This window comes from Listeria sp. Marseille-Q6474 (assembly GCF_946902005.1).
Lineage (GTDB): Bacteria > Bacillota > Bacilli > Lactobacillales > Listeriaceae > Listeria > Listeria innocua.
The window spans coordinates 1009672-1027013 of sequence record NZ_CAMPPS010000001.1 but is presented as its reverse complement, the minus strand read 5'-3'; the positions used below and the strand labels follow the sequence as shown (position 1 = coordinate 1027013).

At 37.2% G+C, this 17342-nt stretch carries 13 protein-coding genes and 1 tRNA gene; 12 read left to right on the top strand and 2 right to left on the bottom strand.

Going from position 1 to position 17342, the window contains the following annotated elements; translation table 11 throughout:
• Positions 1-30: 30 nt before the first annotated feature.
• The 6 genes from OC533_RS05175 (at position 31) to OC533_RS05150 (ending at position 7635) form a co-directional block, all read left to right on the top strand.
• The gene (locus tag OC533_RS05175) at positions 31-4767 is read left to right on the top strand and encodes a Cna B-type domain-containing protein (RefSeq protein ID WP_194323257.1); all 4737 of its coding nucleotides are present in this window, start codon (positions 31-33) and stop codon (positions 4765-4767) included.
• Between the two features lie 95 nt (positions 4768-4862).
• Complete coding sequence (locus OC533_RS05170) at positions 4863-5138, top strand: hypothetical protein (RefSeq protein ID WP_003724373.1); 276 nt, start codon at positions 4863-4865, stop codon at positions 5136-5138.
• Between the two features lie 42 nt (positions 5139-5180).
• Positions 5181-5717 (top strand): cysteine hydrolase family protein, encoded by a 537-nt coding sequence (locus OC533_RS05165; RefSeq protein WP_194323258.1) that lies wholly within the window; start codon positions 5181-5183, stop codon positions 5715-5717.
• Between the two features lie 75 nt (positions 5718-5792).
• Complete coding sequence (locus tag OC533_RS05160; RefSeq protein WP_194323259.1) at positions 5793-6497, top strand: HAD family hydrolase; 705 nt, start codon at positions 5793-5795, stop codon at positions 6495-6497.
• Between the two features lie 111 nt (positions 6498-6608).
• A complete protein-coding gene (locus OC533_RS05155) occupies positions 6609-7025 on the top strand; it encodes an Rrf2 family transcriptional regulator (RefSeq protein ID WP_194323260.1) in 417 nt (138 codons plus the stop codon).
• Between the two features lie 13 nt (positions 7026-7038).
• Positions 7039-7635, top strand: coding sequence for a class I SAM-dependent methyltransferase (locus OC533_RS05150; RefSeq protein WP_262265235.1), 597 nt, complete (start codon positions 7039-7041; stop codon positions 7633-7635).
• Between the two features lie 714 nt (positions 7636-8349).
• Here the strand turns inward: OC533_RS05150 and OC533_RS05145 are convergent.
• Positions 8350-8439, bottom strand: a tRNA-Ser gene (locus OC533_RS05145).
• Between the two features lie 84 nt (positions 8440-8523).
• On the opposite strand from OC533_RS05145, the gene OC533_RS05140 reads away from it, so the two are divergent.
• From OC533_RS05140 to OC533_RS05120, 5 genes are all read left to right on the top strand, one after another.
• Entirely contained in the window at positions 8524-9057 is a 534-nt protein-coding gene (locus tag OC533_RS05140) for a DUF3267 domain-containing protein (RefSeq protein ID WP_185561098.1), read from the top strand.
• Positions 9058-9121: 64 nt separating this feature from the next.
• Positions 9122-10039, top strand: a complete 918-nt coding sequence (locus OC533_RS05135; RefSeq protein WP_185484820.1) for an aldo/keto reductase family oxidoreductase — start codon at positions 9122-9124, stop codon at positions 10037-10039.
• Positions 10040-10304: 265 nt separating this feature from the next.
• A complete protein-coding gene (locus OC533_RS05130; RefSeq protein WP_194323262.1) occupies positions 10305-12182 on the top strand; it encodes a heavy metal translocating P-type ATPase in 1878 nt (625 codons plus the stop codon).
• Between the two features lie 98 nt (positions 12183-12280).
• Positions 12281-13009: a hypothetical protein gene (locus tag OC533_RS05125; protein ID WP_003770816.1), complete on the top strand. Its 729-nt coding sequence runs from the start codon at positions 12281-12283 to the stop codon at positions 13007-13009.
• Positions 13010-13152: 143 nt separating this feature from the next.
• The gene (locus OC533_RS05120) at positions 13153-13803 is read left to right on the top strand and encodes a transaldolase family protein (protein ID WP_194323263.1); all 651 of its coding nucleotides are present in this window, start codon (positions 13153-13155) and stop codon (positions 13801-13803) included.
• Between the two features lie 39 nt (positions 13804-13842).
• On the opposite strand, the gene OC533_RS05115 is transcribed toward OC533_RS05120, so the two are convergent.
• Positions 13843-15663: an LTA synthase family protein gene (locus OC533_RS05115; RefSeq protein ID WP_010990534.1), complete on the bottom strand. Its 1821-nt coding sequence runs from the start codon at positions 15661-15663 to the stop codon at positions 13843-13845.
• Positions 15664-15896: 233 nt separating this feature from the next.
• Between OC533_RS05115 and OC533_RS05110 the strand changes: the two genes are divergently transcribed.
• Positions 15897-17288, top strand: coding sequence for an amino acid permease (locus OC533_RS05110; protein ID WP_070753516.1), 1392 nt, complete (start codon positions 15897-15899; stop codon positions 17286-17288).
• Positions 17289-17342 lie beyond the last annotated feature (54 nt).

Below are 17342 nucleotides of genomic sequence, written 5' to 3'. Positions count from 1 at the left end.
TCAATAATGAGTAGTAAAAGGAGAATTATCATGCTAAAACACAACTGGCAAAAAGTGTTCGTTGTAATGGTTGCGGTTGCGCTTGTTTTTCAACTGGTTCCATGGTCTAATATCTTCGCCGGAGCAGAAGAAAATCAAACAAAAACAACCCAACAAATAACTCAACCAGATAATCAAAAAGTAGCGGATGAAAACAAAACAACCGTAATACCTGACAATAAAGAGACAACTAAAAATCTAGTTAATGGAAAGCAATTACTAAAAGGTTCTGTTGATTGGAATTTTACAAATAAAGTAACAGACGCAAACGGGAATACGAAAGAAACTTATGCACCAGGAGACTCACTCAAGTTTTCATTAAGTTTGGCAATCCCATCCTATTCAGAAGCAGTCTTGGATGAAACTTATACATTTTGGATACAAAAAGACTTCTTCCAAGGAGACAAAGTGACATTTGTTAATCCAGCAATTGATGGGTTAACGCCGAGACAAAATGTTTTTACAGATGATTCCATGAAAAACTCGATTGGCACAAAAACTATTAATGGTGTCCAGTATATTGGTTACACACTCAAATTTAATCAGAGCCCGGAAGCATTGGCAAAATATGAAGATGAGCCGCTTACTAACGCTAAATTTGATATGTTTGCAACCATAAATACGACTATTACAACAAAAGAAGACTATCAAGCCATTGTAATTGAAGATGATAAAGATGTAGATATTAGCAAAATTGAGGTCCCTGTAACACCTCCAACTCCAGATACAGATAATGGCGTACTCACCGCCTCTAAAGCAATCGATTCGGCTTGGCGGTTAGATAAAGACACTGGAAAATATGTTAAAGTCGCTACATCGTCCACAAATTATACACCTGAAAAAGATGATCTAGTTTTCTATTATGTTTATGCCACAAACAATTCAGGGGAAAATGCCGTTTTAGAAAAAATGGTAGATGAATTACCAGCTGGTTTTTCAATTATTACGGAAGGTTCACCAGAATGGCAGGCTTTATCAACTACATCTGGCTCTTCGCTTCAACGCGGTTGGGTTGCTTCAGTAGACCAAACAAACCTTGCCCCTGGCGCAACTAGATATGAATTACCATTTTCCCCAGCTCAGACTATCTCCAAAAATGGTGGAGGTATTTATAGAACATTTGCAGCAAAAGTAACAGATCCAACGAAAGATTTGACTAACGTTACTAAAAGCCCGACTAAAGGCGGCGAAGGTAAATCTGGTTCTGTAACGCCAAGTGGGAAAGATGTTTATGACATGGCAATTACGACAAAAATTAGCTCCACTTACGATAAAAACAATAAATATATTGGTGCTGTTAGTAGCACATCTACGCCCGTTTCTATATCAGAAGGAAGCACAGTTGGCGTAACATATACCGCGATTAACCAAGGGAATTATACAAAAGATGTTGTCGTTTATGCCTATGTACCAGCAGGTTATGAACTAAATAATGATACATCTGATTTCAAAAATACGAATGATAAATGGAAATACGAAACAACCGTGCCTAGTGGTGGTGGTGTGTGGAGTGATATCAAAGTTTACTCCATGACACTTTCTGGAGGCATGGCATCAGGTGCAACTGCAACTGCGACCATGTATATGAAAGCTATCGGTATGCCAGATGATGGGACTTATAGCGCAGTAGACTTTTACATGGCTGGAGAAATCGGTTCATTTTCTAACTTTAATGGTGATTCTACTTTAGACGGAGCAATTACCGATGTAGATTCGACGCCAGATATGGATCCAGGCAATGATCTGATTAGTAATGTTGATGGTTCTACTGTAAAACCTATTGATGGCTTCCAAAAAGAAAAACCACATGTTGTAAAAGAAAATGCTAAATCAACAGCGACTTTACAAGATGAAGATGATTTCGATTTTGATTATGTCACATTCATTAAAACACCAGAAGTAATTCCATCAGAAGGAAAAGTGTTTGAAAAAACACGTCTATCAGCAGCTGATGCAGAAAAAACAGCGCGCAATATGATAGGTAGCGACATCATGGGTTCTGCCTTGAAAGACTATACGCCTCTTGCAGACGATGGTAGAATTACTTCACCAAAAACATATATGGTCTATGAAATGAACATTAACCCATCTGGAGTAGAAGACACACTAAATTCTTCGTTCACAGATACACTTCCAAAAGGATTGAAAATGCTTGAATATGATATTGCTGGTTTAAATTCTAGCAATAAACACATTTATGGTTTTACAACAAACAAATTTGAAGGTACACCGAAATTCACAAATGCAGACGGACAAGACGTTATTGTTTATCAAAAAGGCTTATATTCCGAGAAACAAGTTTGTATCGCAAACTCCACTTTAAATGATGTTGGAGTAAGATATTTCGGAAATAACGCGGATAAAATGGGTGTAACTGGTTCCGTAACAAAAGATGCACGTACACTAACCCTTAATTTTGGACAACCGGCAGCAGACCCGATGTATAGTGAAACAAAAGCAGCATACAAAGTGTACATGATTGTAGTTATTGATCCAGACGAAATTGACTACAGCAGCATCATGCAAAATAAAGCAACATACACTTACAACGATAAAGTTATTACCTCTTATGAAAATAGCGAAATGTACTGGGATGCTGGTGGCGGTACTGCTTATGCGAAAAAATATGTTTTAGACAATAAAACAAATGCATATATAAGTGGAAGCCAATATAATGTGGCTACTCCTGATGCAGACGGTAATTTATCAGTTGGCTATAAAATACGAGTAAGAAGTGCGTATGAATTTGATAAATCATCTATAAATATTGGGGATGTTATTGCTGCAGATAATTTTAAATCTATCTCTAATGTGGAAGTAAATGGTTATGAGGCAAGTCCAAACACGGGCTTCCAAATTGACGGGGAACTTGAAAATCCTGTACCACTTGCTACGGATAAGTATGCGGTAGAAGCAAAAGCAACTGCAAACACATTAGCTATCACAAATCCGGCTGACATTCCGCAAATGCAACTATATAACGTTCTTTTCAAAGTAAATTATCAAAAAGTGAAATATGGCGCGAAACTAGTTAACCAAGCAGCTGGATCAGAAGTTGCTACGGTTGTCCCGCTAAACTTAAACCTTTTGAAACAAGACGATATAAGCAAAACAGCATTGACAGGCTATGAATTCAAAGCTTATTATGCGGACGAAAACGGAAAAGCAGATTTAACGAAACCGGTCAAAGATACAGATAATAACGAAATTGTTATGACAGACTCTTCTGGCGCAGCAAATTTCATCCCGACAGGTTATAAAACAACTTCTAAAAATCAAGACTGGAATGTAGTTCTTGTTGAAACAAAGACACCAACTGGTTATGAATCAAATGAAAATAAAGAGTATCCAGTTACAGTGAAGAGCGATGCGAATGGTAATTTATCCATCCCAACTAGCACAGAAACAGGCCTTGAAATCACCAATGATGATCACGGTGCAACAACAGCGACTATTGACAACCATGCAGACCTGAAAATGATTGATGTGAATGGCGCGAAAACTTGGACCGGTGACAAAGAAGCAGATCGTCCCGCATCCATCGAAGTACAACTTTTACAAGACGGTGTAGCATACGGTAGCCCAATTACTGTAACAAAAGCGGACGACTGGAAATACGAATTCAAAAATGTTCCAGAAACAAATGCAGATGGAACTAAATACACGTATACAGTTTTAGAAAATACAGTAGCTAACTACACAAGTGCTGTCACTGGTCTTGATATTAACAACACATTAATCAAACCAGATGTAAAAATGATTAATCTTGACGGTCAAAAAACGTGGGAAAATGATACAGAAAACGATCGTCCCGCATCCATCGAAATTCAATTACAACAAAATGGGCAAGATTACGGTTTCCCAGTAACAGTTACAAAAGATAACGATTGGAAATACGAATTTAAAAACCTACCAGAAACAACCAATGATGGAGCGGCTTACAACTACACAATTGTCGAAAAAGCAGTTCCAGGCTATGAAACTAAAGTCGACGGAATGAACGTCATCAACACAAAAATAGATGCACCAAAAACCACTGTCTCTGGTGAAAAAACATGGAAAAACGACACAGCCAACGACCGTCCAGACTATATCGAAGTACAACTTTTACAAAATGGACAAACTTATGGTGATCCAGTCAAAGTAACGAAAGAGAGCGATTGGAAGTATAGCTTCAAAGATTTACCTAAAGGCGATGCTAACAACAACGATTATCGTTACTCTGTTGCTGAAATAGCAGTTCCAGGCTACAAAACAACCACAGATGGAATGAACTTAACCAATACAAAAGTAACCGATGAGAAAAATGTAACTACAGCGAGCGGTACAAAAATTTGGGTGGGAGACAATGAAAAAATACGTCCTGCATCCATCGAAGTACAACTTTTACAAAACGGTAAAGCTTACGGAACACCAATCAAAGTAACAGCAAAATCGAATTGGAAATACAACTTTACCAACCTTCCAGAGAAAGACAAAACAGGTGAAAAATACAGCTATACCGTATCTGAAAAACAAGTATCTGGCTATAGTGTAAAAGTAAAAGGCATGGACTTAACGAATACAAAAGTAACAAAAACGACACCAAAAGTTACACATTCTACCAATAAACCAAGTAAAACGAAAAAATTACCTGGAACTGGTGATACGAATGGAATGTTGCTATTTGCTGGTGGATTAGTACTATTATTCTTAGGACTACACCTTAGAAGAAAAAGTACCAAATAAAGAAAACAGCCGATCCGAGTAAGCTTGGTTCGGCTGTTCTTTTGAATAAAGTAAAATCGGGTATACAAATAAAAATGAAATAAGGGGGCTTCATGATGAAAGAAGAGCTACTGCAAGCAATCGAAGTCGGTGAGCCAGTTTTACTTGTAACGGCAATCGGGTATATTGTAGGAATTGTAGAAACAAAAGGAGAGCTCATTCGCTTAAACGATGTGTATATCAATTGTGTTTCAGCCAGTAGAGTAAACCGTTTCAGCCGAGGCTTAGCTGTGAATGTCAATCAAGTCATCGGTATGCAACTATTAAGTAAGTCGGAGAAAGATGAAATGATTGGCGGCTGGAAGGCATATGTGGCGCCTACAGCTGGTTAAGCTATGCTATAATATAAACAGCACATACGGAGGTCTGAACGAATGATATTATTAGTTGTTGATACACAAAAATTAATTATGACAAATAATCTTTACAATTTCGATTCACTGGTATCCAATATAGAACGATTAATCACCAACGCTCGGAAAAATAAAATAGAAATAATTTATGTGCGACATGACGACGGCCCTGATACAGAACTTACAAATGGAAAAGAAGGCTTCGATATTTACGAAAAATTCCAACCAACTAAAGACGAAAGAATCTTTGATAAAACCGTAAATAGCGCTTTTAAAGGAACAGGTTTACTTGCTTATCTCAAAGAAAAAGGAACGAAAAAAATTGTAGTAGCCGGGTTGCAAACCGATTTTTGCATCGACGCCACGGTGAAATGTGGTTTTGAACATGGTTTCCAGATAATCGTTCCCGCCCATGCTAATTCGACGGAAGAAAACCACTTTATGTCGGGGGAGAATAGTTATAAGTATTATAATGAATGGATGTGGCCTGAGCGTTACGCGACTTGCATATCTATAGAAGAAACAATTAATGAAATGAAAATAGCTAAGAGAGTCTAAGCATCATGCATAGGCTCTTCCTACTTTTCTGATTTAATGGTAGAGTAAAAGAAGCGAATTTTGCAGGAGGAAATGATGATTAACTTGATTTTTGATATTGACGACACAGTTTATGACCAACTAAAACCCTTTGAAAATGCATTTAAAGCTACTTTTGGCAAAGCGGACCACCTGAAAATCGAAAATTTATATATTAAAAGTCGATTTTATAGTGATGAAGTGTATCACCGCGTTGTCCGAGGCGAAATGCCGAAAGCAGAAATGCACGTTTACCGGATTACGCAGGCATTAAGCGATTTTGATTACCAAATTACGAAAAAAGAAGCAGAAGCATTTCAACATACTTATGAACAAAACCAACGCAAAATTGAACTTTCATCGGGAATTAAAGAAATCCTCACCTGGGCTAAAAAGAAAAATATAACGATGGGAATTATTACAAACGGACCAAAAGACCATCAACAACATAAAATAAATGATTTACAAATAAACGACTGGATTCCAGCTGAACACACTTTTATTTCTGGCGGAGTAGGTATCGAAAAACCAGACAAGAAAATATTTAAGCTAGTAGAGGAACAAATCGGTATTAAGAGCGCGGAAACCTATTATATTGGCGATTCTTTCGAAAATGATGTAATTGGTTCAAAAAGTGCCGGCTGGAAATCAATTTGGCTAAACAGACGACAACACATACAACCTAACAATACCACTTACCAGCCAGATTATTGTATTAAAAATGAACAAGAACTAGCTGCTTTGTTGCGAGATTTATTATAAATACTAAAATCTTTTCCTTTATTAGGAGAAGGTTTTTTTGTTGTAAATTGACAAATTTGTTTAATAAGGATATTATAGAGTCATTAAGTCTTTAATTAAGAAGGTGAAAGTATGAAATTTTCAAAAGCAACCAATTATGCGCTACATACGATGGTTTATTTAGCAAATTTGTCTCCGGAAAAATCTGTAGGAGTGAAAGAACTTGCAACCAAGCAAAATGTTTCGCCGACATATCTTTCTAAAGTGTTAACAATGCTAGTAAAAGCTGGTTTCGTTGAGTCAGTAACAGGTGTAAATGGCGGTTATAAATTAGCTGAACCCGCAAATAGTATTAGTTTTTTAGATGTTATTCAAGCTATCGAAGGAAAAGCTGCTTTCTTTCACTGTGACCCTAAAAATCATAGCGAAAGTCAGCCGCACTGCTTAATCGGCGAAGTAATGAATAAAGCAGAGCAACAAATGGAAGACTATCTAAGCAAGCAGACTATAGGTAGTATTGTCGTAGAAATTGAAAAACATCAACATTAAAGGAGTGCTGAAAATGAATCATCACCATCATCACCACGGGGAAGCTGGTTTTAAGAGGAAAGTAGATTATTTGGATCGACCTGAACGGAGCGAAGTTTTATCGCCAGAGGAATTTTTACAGAGGGTCCCAATGGAAAAAACAGCGAGCATTTTAGATTTAGGAGCAGGAACAGGATTTTTGACGATTCCGGCCGCGAAAAAGGTTGAAAATACCGTTTTTGCATTAGATTTAGATACGAAAATGTTGGAATTAATTGAGGCGAAAGCGAAAACCGCTGAATTAACCAATGTAAAAACATTAGAAGCAAGCATGGATGATATTCCGCTTGAAGCTAGTTCGGTGGATGTTGTGCTGGCATCGCTCGTGTTACATGAAGCGGGTTCACTTCTAGATGTTTTGCGTGAAGTAAGTAGAGTCGTGAAATCTGGTGGCTACTTTGCTACCATAGAATTTGATACACAAGGAACAGATTTGAAAGGTCCTCCAATGGAAATTCAAATTTCAGCTGAGAAATTGAAGGAAGAGCTTGCAGGATTTGGGTTTGAAGTATTGCAGAACTGGGAGCTTGATGAGGGAATGTATGTGAGTTTTGCGGAGAAAAAAGCTTGAATTTCGAGAAGTATAAATAGATGAAATTTGAAGAGTAAATTGAATAAATATAACATGTTATACAGCTGTGTTAACTAGTTCAACAGAGGATGAAGAGCATAAATTTGAGTATGAAAAAGGGAATAACCATGCTGTGACATTTAAGCAATATAGGACTAGTGGGCTTGTGCCAACTGGCTATGGAAGTAAAAAATTATACGCGTTCAGATATCAAGATATAAGAAGTGTTGGTTCAGTTAAAAAGAAAGATATGAATAAACAGCTAAAAAGAGCAGGCAAATGGTTCTTTAACTCTTCGCCATATTAAGTAATAAAAGGGGAGAATAATGAAAAAGTTAGTTATATGGTTTTTATTAATAATATATGCAGTAGTGTACTGTAATGTGATATTTAATGTAATTAAATATCAAGAAGGATCATTCTTTTCTGTTTGGTTTCAAATAATTGCAGTATTTTGCTTTTTAGCTTCATGTTTATATTTTTATAAATGTAAGAAGTTTATACTAAGTGGTTTAACGGGGAGCCTTGTGTTATTTTTCTTAGTTAGCATAGTCGTTAGTTTATAATAATTTTCAAATTTAAAAGATGTTTTTAAGAATAGGTGATAGGATATAATCAACTATTTTTTGAATACTTAATTAGGAGAAAACAAATAAAAAAGGTTGACTACTGTTCAAATAGTTTCTTGAGCAGTAGTCAACCTTTTTATTTTTACGGAGAAACGGGGATTCGAACCCCGGCGCGGCATACACCGCCTAACAGATTTCGAGTCTGTCCCCTTCAGCCGGACTTGGGTATTTCTCCACTGTGACATAGAATGCCGACAAGAAGTATTGTATAATAATATTAACAAAAATACCAGTGTTTTTTATAAAAGGAGCGTGCTAAATGGAAAGAAAATTAGTTCAAGAAATTAATTTACTAGAAAATAAAAAATTGGTTATGAATTTGAATATTGCTGCGATTGTTATTGTGCTTGTGTTAACTGTTTTAGGAATTGTTTTTTCAGGCGGTTTCCAGATTACAAATGGTTTGGCGGGGGTTATGTGGCTTGGCGTAGGTTATTTAGTAGCAATTGTTATTCACGAAGCCGTACACGGGATTTTCTTCAAAGCTTTTCGCCCAGAATCAAAAGTGAAATTTGGTTTTAAAAATGGGATGGCTTATGCTGGAAGCCCCGGAGCATTTTATTCGAGAGCGCAATTCTTTATTATTTCGATTGCGCCATTTATCGTTCTTACGGGATTGTTCATTTTTCTGCGCTTTCTTGGAGTAAATGAAGCTGTTCTATATTTAATTTTTGCCCTACATACATCAGGTTGCGTCGGTGATTTTTATTACTGCATTCTTTTGATTAATCAACCAGCTGGAATCGTTGTAGAGGATACGGATAAGGGAATTAGTTTTTATTCAGAAGGTTAAGCTTGGTAACGATTTCAACAAAGTGTTAAAATAAGGATATACTTTTAGAAAGAGGTGCTTGATTTTGAAACGAATAACAATTGGTAATAGCGATTTAACCGCTTCAGAAATTTCGCTAGGATGTATGAGAATGGCGGATCTTAGTAAAGAAGAGGCGAACAAAGTAATTAACACAGCACTCGAAAACGGTATTGATTTTTTTGATCATGCTGATATTTATGGCGGCGGTAAATCAGAGGAAGTCTTTGCTGATGCAATTGATATGAATGCAACAGTTCGTGAAAAAATGATTCTTCAATCAAAATGCGGAATTCGTCAAGGATTCTTTGATTTTTCAAAAGAGCACATTATTTCTTCTGTGGAAGGTAGCTTGAAACGCCTGAAAACAGATTATTTAGATACACTATTACTTCATCGTCCGGATACACTTTTTGAACCAGAAGAGGTAGCAGCGGCGTTCACAGAGCTTGAAAAAAGCGGGAAAGTTCGTCATTTCGGCGTAAGTAATCAAAACCCAGGTCAAATCGAATTACTAAAAAAATACGTAGACCAAGAATTAATTGCTAATCAACTGCAATTTAGTATTATGCATACAGGAATGATTGATACTGGTTTTAACGTAAATATGACGATTGATCCTTCACTGGATCGTGATGGCGGGATTTTGGAATATAGTCGCTTACATAATATGACTATCCAAGCTTGGTCTCCGTTCCAATATGGTTTCTTTGAAGGAGTTTTCTTAGATAACGATAAATTCCCTGAATTAAACAAAACAATCGATAAAATTGCTGCATACAAAGGCGTGACTAATTCGGCAATTGCGGTTGCGTGGATACAGCGTCACCCAGCAAGCTTCCAAACAGTGGTTGGTACAATGAACCCAGGAAGAATCGCTGATATTGCAAAAGCTTCTAACGTAACACTTAGTCGCGAAGAATGGTACGAAATTTACCGTGCGGCTGGAAACCAATTACCTTAATGTAAACAGACACTTGGGCTTTTTGCTCAAGTGTTTTTTTATGTGTAATAATGATAGTGAAATTCATTCTCAATTAGAAATGAATTTTATCAATTAGTTTGATATGATTTTTAAAAAGTGCTATAATAACAAGTGAGTTAAGGATGTTTCCTTTAAAATTTAATTATAATAATTATTGTTTAGTCTGTTTTTCGCAGTTGCGAAAGCAGATTTTTGTGTTTTTTAGGGTAATGGGAATCATTATCATTTGGAGAGGATGAGCATTATGAAAGACTGGATGGAGCGGAATTGGCAGTTTGTTACGACTGGTATTAGTGGGGTTTTAATTATTGTCGGTTGTTTAATCGGGAATGATGTCGGTGATTTTTGGACAGCGGTGATTTTCTTGAGTGCCTTTGTTATTGGCGGGTTTGAACAAGCTAAGGAAGGGATAGCGGCGACTATTAAAACGAAAAAACTTAATGTAGAGCTTTTGATGATATTAGCGGCTACAGGGGCCTCGATTATTGGTTATTGGTTTGAAGGCGCCATACTTATTTTTATTTTCTCAGTTAGTGGGGCATTAGAAACGTATACGACGAATAAAAGTAAGCGCGAAATCACGAAATTAATGGCTTTTCAACCGGAACGAGCTTTTCGTTTTCTTCCAAATGGTGATGTTGAAGAAGTAGCTGCAAAAGATTTGCAATTAGATGATAAAGTACTCGTTCGACCTGGGGAAAGTGTTCCAATTGATGGTGTGATTGTTCGTGGTTCAACAACTTTGAATGAAGCAGCAATCAATGGTGAATCGGTTCCAGTTGAGAAAACTGTTGATGCTGAAGTATTTGGTGGGACAGTTAATGTCAGCAGTGCTATCACCATTAAAGTAACGCAAACTTTTGATAATACGATTTTTAGCAAGATTATTCGTTTAGTAGAAACCGCCCAAAGTGAACCTTCAAAAACCGCTCGTTTTATTGAGCGATTTGAGGATGCGTATGTTAAAGCAGTATTATTGTTTGTTTTAGTGATGATGTTTTTACCGCATTTTGCACTAGGTTGGTCTTGGAATGAAACTTTTTATCGCGCAATGGTTTTACTTACTGTAGCTTCTCCTTGTGCGCTAGTTGCTTCGGTGACTCCAGCGACTTTAGCAGCTATTTCTAATGGAGCGCGTCACGGAATTTTATTCAAAGGCGGCGTACACTTGGAAAATTTGCGCAGTGTAAAAGCAATTGCATTTGATAAAACGGGAACTTTGACAAACGGAACACCTGAACTAACAGACCAAATATTTAAAGAACACATCGATAAACAGCAAGTAATAAATGTGGCGGCAGCAATGGAGCGGCAGTCTTTGCACCCATTAGCCGCAGCAATCACCAAAGCATTAGATATCGAAGTAACGGATAAATTAACAGAAATAGAAGTAACGGATGTGCCAGGTTGGGGAGTGCAAACTAGCTACAAAGGCGAAACTTGGCAAGTCGGTAAAGCCGGTTACGTTGGGGCGGAAAATGCTGTCAAGTTTTCAAATGGCGCGTTTGAAAGGCTTGCCAGCGAAGGGAAAACGATTGTATATGTCGCTAAAGAAGGCGAAATCGTTGCGATGTTTGCGCTCAAAGACACTTGCCGACCTGAGGCGATTCGGACCATTCAAGCTCTAAAAGCAAAAGGTATTAAAACAATTATGGTGACTGGAGATAATGCACAAACTGGCGCTGCAATCCAAGCTGAACTTGGTATGGATAGGGTTGTTTCTGGATGTTTGCCTGAGAAAAAAGTAGATGTTTTAAAAGAACTATCGGTGACTTATGGAAGCGTGGCAATGGTTGGTGACGGGATCAATGATGCTCCAGCGCTTGCTCATGCGGCTGTTGGCATTGCGATGGGCGAGGGAACGGATATTGCAATGGAAACAGCAGATGTTGTTTTAATGAAAAATGACTTAGAAAAAATCCCGTATGCCTACACGTTATCCGAACGACTTCACTGGATTAGTTGGCAAAATATTTGTTTTGCCATTGCTGTGATTCTGCTCTTAATAACAGCGAACGTTTTTCAAGTAATCAATCTACCGTTTGGGGTTGTGGGACATGAAGGAAGCACGATTTTAGTTATTTTAAACGGACTTAGACTACTTAAGTCCAACCGGAAATAGTGATTCATTTGACTGCCCGTCTATCTCTAGTCTAAGATAGATGAGCAGTTTCTTTTTAGAAAAAAAGGGGTATTGCATGATAGATTGGAGATGAGTGCATGAGAAAGATTAACTGGACACAATGGATAGCGCTGTTTGTTTTCGCATCAATGGGAATTTCAGTCGTTTTTACTATCTATGAAATTTTTAACGCACCAATAAAGCAACCAGCAACTGGACCGCATGTGACATTACGAGGGGATTATATCTTTTTACTATTTGAAATTTTACTAGGAATTTTTATTTTGTTATTGCCTTCCATTATCGCACGACGCTTCAAATTTGAAATACCCGGACTTGTTTATATTTTGTTTATTGTTTTTTTGTATGGCTCGATTTATCTTGGAACCGTTCAAAAATTCTATTCAACCGTGCCACACTGGGATAAAATTTTACATACTTTTAGTGGGGCGATGCTCGGAGCAATTGGCTTTTCGTTCGTTAGCTTGTTAAACGCGAATGATAAAGTAGTCATGAAACTGAAGCCTGGTTTTATCGCTGTCTTTGCATTTTGTTTTGCTGTAACGATGGGCGCTTTCTGGGAAGTGTATGAATATACTTTTGACGGGATTATGAACTTAAATATGCAACGCTACAACCTATCAAATGGTACACCACTAACTGGACGAGCGGCTCTAGAAGATACGATGACAGACATAATTGTTGATATTATTGGCGCCTTATTCATCGTCATTGTAGGCTATTTCGCACTGAAAAAAGGTCGGCCTTGGATGGAACGCTTTGAATTCAAACGAAAAAACTGGAAAAAAGAACCAAAGACTAAGTAAAATCCAAAAAGCATTTGAGCTGACTCAGATGCTTTTTTAGTTGCACAAAAACGCCGACAACTTTGGGTCCATGAAATGATTGACTGCATCTTAGAACTTTTCTACACTTAAATTGAGAAGGAAACTTTTAAAGGAGTGAGGAAATGTTTTTAGATACGGGGAATTTAGAGGAAATAAAGAAAGCGCTTCAATTTACGTTTTTTGAGGGTGTAACTACGAACCCAACCATTTTACTGAAAGAAAATCAGCCCAGAAAAACCCATATTGCTCACATTCCAGCAAAATTAGTATTTGTCCAAGCAGCGGGATTAACAGAAGAAGAAATTTGGGAAGACGTGCTGAGAATTCAAGAAATTAAGCCAGCTGAAGGGACTGTTATTGGCTTGAAAATCCCTGCCCATGAAGCCGGGATAAAAGTTATTGCTACAGTTCGCGCTAAGTTTCCAGATGCGATTATTTTAGCAACGGCCATTTTTTCATCTGAGCAAGGTTATATTGCGGCTCTTTCTGGGGCAGACTATTTAGCGCCGTATTACAATCGCATGGAAGTAAGTGGTTTAGATGCAGCAAAAACGATAGAAGAATTGCGCTATATTCTAGATTTACAAGGTCTTGAAGATGTAAAAATCATGGGGGCAAGTTTTAAAAACAGCCGCCAAATTATGCAAGCATTAGCGAGTGGGGCGGACACGGTAACGATTGGTTATGATTTATTCTTACAAATGATGAATAAACCACTCGCACTCGAAAGCATTGAAAAATTTAACGAACATAATGCAGCTTTACCTAAATGAAAAAAAGGAAGTATCCATGATATTGGATACTTCCTTTTTTTATTTGTCTTCGTCGCGTAACGGTAGATTATTTACGTAGCTATCAGAATACTGCAAGAGTTTGCGACTTGTTTCGAATCGCTTCTTCACTTCATCTGACAGTTCTTTATTTGTTCCGTTATAATTCGTTGCTGCTCCGGTTTCAAAGCTTTCGTCTGGCTGATACATGTAAGAATCAGTGAAATAGCTTCCTTCAGGCATAGTATATCGTTCAGGAACATAATTGTTTGTTGAATTGAGAATATCAGTACCAAACATTATTTGATTGCCTGTATTAATACCTAATAAATTCATCACAGTTGGCATAATATCAATCTCACCGCCAACATTTTTGATTTCGCCAGGGTTTTTCATTCCTGGATAATGTAGGAAGAAAGGGATACGGTAATCGTCTGCTGGATCTGCTTTAAGCTCAGTAGAACGATTGACGTATTTTTTCTGTTCTTCTGGAAGTTGATCGGTTTTGATAATATGGTGGTCTCCGTAGAAAACGACTACTGAATCCTCCCAAATGCCACTATCTTTTAATTTTTGAATGAAAGCGCCGAGTTGTTTATCCGCGTAATGAACCGCTTCAAAATAATTACCAAGTTCTGTATCTTTTAAATCACTCGGTAAGTTGATTTCTTGCTTTTCTTCGGGGATATTAAACGGCATATGACTACTTACACTAATTAATTGCGCATAAAATTTTTGATTGTTTTTATATTGTTTTTCTAGGATAGGGAACGCTTTGTTGTATAATACTTCATCACTAGGAGAGAAGCCAATTACGTCTTCATCGCCAAAGAATTTACGATCATAAAATTTATCAAAACCAACTGCCGGATAAAACTCATCTCGATTATAAAAACTAGCGTCATTTGTATGGAAAGTGGACGTTGTATAATCATTTTTACCAAGTAGTCGAGGCATAGATGGAATGACCCGGTCACCGTAAGTTTGGGTATTAGTGTAGTATCCGCTTGGGAAAGTGGATGTATAAACAGACCATTCTGCGTCGGCTGTATTGGATTTAGAAACTGTTTGGAAAAACTTATTGGAATACATTGTTTCGTTTTGTAAACTATCTAGCGTTGGAGTGATTGACTGTCCATCAATTTTAATATTTGTTAAGTTCCGCTGAAACGATTCTAATTGCACGATAATCAGGTTTTTCCCTTTCGCAGCTCCAAAGTAATCCGGTTTTTCTTTTAAATCCACGCCTTTAATATCACGAACGTTTTTGGCGGTAATGTCTGCGGCTTTAACATGATCAGTTCCAGCAAGAGCAGTACTAATATTAAATGTAAAAATTCCCATCCGCTTTGCTCGTTTCGAATCGCTAATGATATTTTGTTGCATCATAAAATAAGTAAATCCGCTAAGCACAAGTAAAGTACTTAAAAACGATACGCCATAAATACGTTTAGTTAGGCGGAATGATGGAAAAACATGGCCTTTTTTTATGCTAAAGTAGAGGATAAATGGAAGTAAAATAATATCCATGATGTAAAGCCAATCAGTTCCACTAAGTAAACTAGTAGCGCTTGTTTTTACGACACCGACTTCTCCGATAAGTGAGAAACTATGATACGTAGGAACTTCATTATAGAAGCGGGCATAAAGTACGCAAACTAACATAAGAATGCCGATAAATAAAGACATTCCAGCATACCAATAAACGTGAGAACGAACCGGAGCAAATAAATGAATTAGCCCAAGTAATAATACGATAAACAGCAGGTCCATTCCTAGCGCCAAGAAATTGGGATCTTTAAAAATCTGGAAATAGGCAAAAGTGAACTTACTAATAATTAATAAAAAATAAAATAAAATCAATTGAATTCCTCTTTCTAGCATGCTTTGTGCCGAATACGCACAAATCCATTCTCTCTAATTTTAGCCTAATCATGCTTACAGTGCAAATCATGAAAGATGATTCAGATATATTTGGGTAATAGGTGCTATTTTAGGAAGTTATAATTAGTTTTGTATTTTTTTTCACAATTCTATTGACCTTTAAAGCGCAAAAGTATACTATTTTAGAAGATCGTAAAAAGGTAGGCGACAAAATGAATTCATTATTTAGAAGAAAACCGATAGAAGATTTAATGCATAATAAAAGCGGAAGTACACATTTAAAACAAACGCTTGGACCGCTTGATTTAACTTTACTAGGGGTTGGAGCGATTGTTGGAACTGGGATTTTTATTTTACCTGGGACTGTAGCTGCGAAAAATGCTGGACCAGCGATTATATTTTCTTTCGTCATTGCCGCGATTGTTTGCGCGATTGCTGCGATGTGTTATTCAGAGTTTGCATCCAGTGTTCCGGTTGCAGGGAGCGCCTATACGTATGGCTATGTCGTTTTTGGCGAGTTAATCGGTTGGTTGCTTGGCTGGGCACTTATTTTAGAATACGGGCTAGCTGTGGCATCTGTTGCAAGTGGCTGGTCTTCTTATTTAAATGCGTTACTTTCAGGTTTTCATATTTCCATTCCTGAAGCAGTATCTGGGCCTTTTAATCCAGAAGTAGGTACATTTATTAATTTACCTGCAATTATTATCGTTCTCGTGATTGCTTTCTTATTAACACTCGGAATAAAAGAGTCAACGCGTGTGAATACAATTATGGTAGCCATCAAAGTAGGCGTTATTTTACTTTTCTTAGTAGTTGGCGTGTTTTATGTGAAACCAGATAATTGGCAACCATTTATGCCGTTTGGGATTAGTGGTGTGATGAACGGTGCTGCACTCGTATTCTTTGCTTATTTAGGCTTTGATGCAGTTTCCTCGGCCGCAGAAGAAGTGAAAAACCCGCAACGAACTATGCCGATTGGGATAATAGGGTCGTTACTTATTTGTACTATTTTATATGTAGCGGTTTCTGCTGTCTTAACAGGAATGGTACCATACACGGATTTAAATGTTACTGATCCAGTGGCTTATGCTTTGCAAGTGATTAATCAAGATTGGGTGGCTGGTATCGTATCACTCGGAGCTGTAGTTGGTATGATTACTGTTATTTTAGTAATGAGCTACGGGGCTACAAGATTGATTTTTGCGATGGGTCGTGATGGTTTATTACCAAAAGTACTGGCAGAAATTAATCAAAAATATCAAACACCAGTCAAAAACACCTGGATTTTTGCAGTTATTGTGGCGATTATTAGTGGACTTGTACCGCTTGATAGATTGGCTGAATTAGTCAATATTGGAACACTCCTAGCATTTATGATGGTGTCCATCGGGATTATCTTCTTACGTAAAAATAAATCTATTCAACAATCAGGCTTCAAAGTGCCATTTTATCCTGTGTTACCGATAATTTCGTTTTTATTATGCGCATTTCTCATAAGTCGCTTATCTGTTCACACCTGGATTCTTTGCGGGATTTGGTTTGTAATCGGATTAATTGTGTACTTTGCATATGGTAGGAAACATAGTGAATTACTTAAAAAATAATTAACTTACTTTTTGTAAGTCGTTTTATTGGTATTTGGACGCTCCTTGTGTTGT

Coding starts and splice junctions, on each gene's coding strand:
- OC533_RS05175 (WP_194323257.1), top strand. CDS start 31: ATGCTAAAACACAACTGGCAAAAAGTGTTCGTTGTAATGGTTGCGGTT.
- OC533_RS05170 (WP_003724373.1), top strand. CDS start 4,863: ATGAAAGAAGAGCTACTGCAAGCAATCGAAGTCGGTGAGCCAGTTTTA.
- OC533_RS05165 (WP_194323258.1), top strand. CDS start 5,181: ATGATATTATTAGTTGTTGATACACAAAAATTAATTATGACAAATAAT.
- OC533_RS05160 (WP_194323259.1), top strand. CDS start 5,793: ATGATTAACTTGATTTTTGATATTGACGACACAGTTTATGACCAACTA.
- OC533_RS05155 (WP_194323260.1), top strand. CDS start 6,609: ATGAAATTTTCAAAAGCAACCAATTATGCGCTACATACGATGGTTTAT.
- OC533_RS05150 (WP_262265235.1), top strand. CDS start 7,039: ATGAATCATCACCATCATCACCACGGGGAAGCTGGTTTTAAGAGGAAA.
- OC533_RS05140 (WP_185561098.1), top strand. CDS start 8,524: ATGGAAAGAAAATTAGTTCAAGAAATTAATTTACTAGAAAATAAAAAA.
- OC533_RS05130 (WP_194323262.1), top strand. CDS start 10,305: ATGAAAGACTGGATGGAGCGGAATTGGCAGTTTGTTACGACTGGTATT.
- OC533_RS05125 (WP_003770816.1), top strand. CDS start 12,281: ATGAGAAAGATTAACTGGACACAATGGATAGCGCTGTTTGTTTTCGCA.
- OC533_RS05120 (WP_194323263.1), top strand. CDS start 13,153: ATGTTTTTAGATACGGGGAATTTAGAGGAAATAAAGAAAGCGCTTCAA.
- OC533_RS05110 (WP_070753516.1), top strand. CDS start 15,897: ATGAATTCATTATTTAGAAGAAAACCGATAGAAGATTTAATGCATAAT.